This is a genomic window from Stenotrophomonas sp. 2YAF22 (assembly GCF_052114665.1).
GTDB classification, from domain to species: domain Bacteria; phylum Pseudomonadota; class Gammaproteobacteria; order Xanthomonadales; family Xanthomonadaceae; genus Stenotrophomonas; species Stenotrophomonas indicatrix.
This window is the reverse complement of record NZ_JBFRFE010000904.1, coordinates 1-1155: the sequence shown is the minus strand read 5'-3', so window position 1 is coordinate 1155 and position 1155 is coordinate 1. Positions and strand designations below refer to the sequence as shown.

1 protein-coding gene is annotated in these 1155 nt (G+C 66.1%); it reads left to right on the top strand.

From position 1 onward, the window contains the following. Positions 1-107: 107 nt before the first annotated feature. Positions 108-1155, top strand: a 1048-nt coding sequence (locus tag AB4Y84_RS22130) for an ATP-binding protein (RefSeq protein WP_442250993.1), incomplete at its 3' end; no start/stop codon positions are given.

Sequence of the window (1155 nt, the reverse complement as noted above, 5' to 3'; positions counted from 1 at the left end):
CGCCCCGAAGAGCAGAAGGTTGTTGCTGAGTAATCAGCTCCACCCCTCAGCGCCCGCTGATCGAACAGGCTGCGCTGCTGTACGCACCGGAAGCGCAGCGCAAGGACGTGAAGCTGTATTTCGCAATCGATCCATCGCTGGATGAGGCGTTCATCGGCGATGTCCACCGTATCCGCCAGATCCTCAACAACCTGCTGAGCAACGCGGTGAAGTTCACTGCCTCCGGTCGCATCACCCTGCGCGCCGAGGATGGTGGTGGAACAGGCGAGGAACGGCAGTTGCGCCTGCAGGTGGTCGACTCGGGCATTGGCCTTTCCGAGGAACAGGTTGCCACGCTGTTCCGCCCCTTCCAGCAGGGCGATGCCAGCGTCTCCCGGCGCTACGGCGGCAGCGGGCTTGGCCTGGCGTTGTGCCAGCAGCTGGCGCAGCTGCTGGGTGGCCGCATCCAGGTGCAGAGCACGCTGGGCGTGGGCAGCGTGTTCACCCTGGACGTCCCCGTTCAGCGTACAGCGGTTGCGACAGCGTCGGACCAGCCGCTGTCCGGTCGCCGCATTTCCCTGTTGTCGTCGGCGCAGGAGTGGCGGCAGGAGATCGGCCAGTTGCTGCACCGCTGGGGCGCCGATGTGACGGTGATCGAACGGCCTGCAGATGGTGCTCTGGGAACCGCGCTGCTGATCTTCGGCGAGCGCCGTGCCTGGACCGATGACGAAGAGCTGGCGGTGCTGCCCAGCTATGCCAGAGTGGTGCGGGCCTATCCCAGGGGACCGCTGTCGCCTGAGCAGCGCGATGATGCGGTGCACGTCTCCTGCTATGCCAGCCCGGCACTGCTGCAGGCGCTGCGCGGTGAGTCGATGCCCTTGCCGTGGACGCATGACGCTGCGCCGCGGACCGGTGTACGGTGCACGCGGGGGCGCGTTCTGCTGGTGGAGGACAATCCGGTCAATCGCGAATTGATCCAGCAGCAGCTGGAGGAGCTCGACTGCCAGGTTGATGCGATGGAGAACGGGCAGGTGGCGTTGACCGGCTGGCAATCGGGGGCGTGGGATATCGTGATGACCGACATCAACATGCCGGTCCTCGATGGCTACCAGCTTGCACGGGCGCTGCGAGGTCGCGGCGAGACGCTGCCGATCCTGGCCGTGACCGCTACCGCGC